This window comes from Streptomyces diacarni, assembly GCF_003323715.1.
Lineage (GTDB): Bacteria > Actinomycetota > Actinomycetes > Streptomycetales > Streptomycetaceae > Streptomyces > Streptomyces diacarni.
Genome location: NZ_QOIN01000012.1, coordinates 1 through 957 on the forward strand (window position 1 = coordinate 1; position 957 = coordinate 957).

The window sequence follows — 957 nt, forward strand, 5'->3', positions numbered from 1 at the left end:
TGGGCAGGTGTCCTGCATGGTGCGACGGCATGAGCTGAGTGATGCGCAGTGGCTGAAGATCGAGCCGTTATTGCCGGTCAATGGCAGGCCAGGTGGGCAGTGGGCCGATCACCGGAGGGTGATCAACGGAGTGCTGTTCCGGGCCCGCACGGGTGTGCCCTGGCCTGACCTGCCCGAGCGGTATGGCCCCTGGCAGACGGTCTATGAGCGGCACCGTCGCTGGTCGGCGGACGGGACATGGCAGCGGATCCTGGCCACGCTGCAGATCGAGGCCGATGCCGTCGATCCCGACGGCACGCGGGAGCGGGGCCTGGAGAGGGAGTGGGCGGTCAACGTCGATTCCACCACCTGCCGTGCGCATCAGCACGCGGCAGGCGCGCGGCACCGGCCACCGCGGGACTTCCCGCAAAAGGGGGCGGTGCGCGTGTGGAAGCCGATGGGCGGGAGGCGTTGGGGCGCTCGCGGGGCGGGCTGACGAGCAAGGTCCACCTCCTGGCGGATGACCGGGCCCGCCCGCTGGTCTGGCGTACCTCTCCGGGCCAGCGGGGCGACAGCCCGATGTTCGTTCCGGTCCTGGAGGAGTTACGGATCCGGCGTCGTGGCCGGGGTCGTCCGCGCAGCCGCCCGGACCGGGTACGCGGGGACAAGGCTTACTCCAGCCGCGACAACCGCGCCTATCTGCGGCGACGGGGCATCAAAGCGACCATCGCCCAGCCTGATGACCAGCGGGCCAACCGTCGGCGGCAGGGACGGGACGGGGGTCGCCCACCGGCCTTCGACAAGTCGCAGTACCGCCGTCGCAGTGCCGTCGAGCGGTGCGTCAACAAGTGGAAGCAGTACCGGGCGGTGGCCAGCCGCTACGACAAGCGCGACTACATCTTCAACGGCACACTCGCCGTCACAGCGATCAACATCTGGCTCCGCGACACCGTCCAAGAGCCATCAGAAACGGCCTAG

At 69.5% G+C, this 957-nt stretch carries 1 protein-coding gene; it reads left to right on the forward strand.

The window, feature by feature from the left end:
- Nucleotides 1-16: 16 nt before the first annotated feature.
- Nucleotides 17-957, forward strand: a protein-coding gene (locus tag DTL70_RS00065) for an IS5 family transposase (protein WP_425470291.1) whose coding sequence is annotated in 2 segments (ribosomal slippage) — nt 17-389 and nt 389-957 — 942 coding nt in all. Because the reading frame shifts where the segments join, the coding sequence is not laid out codon by codon here.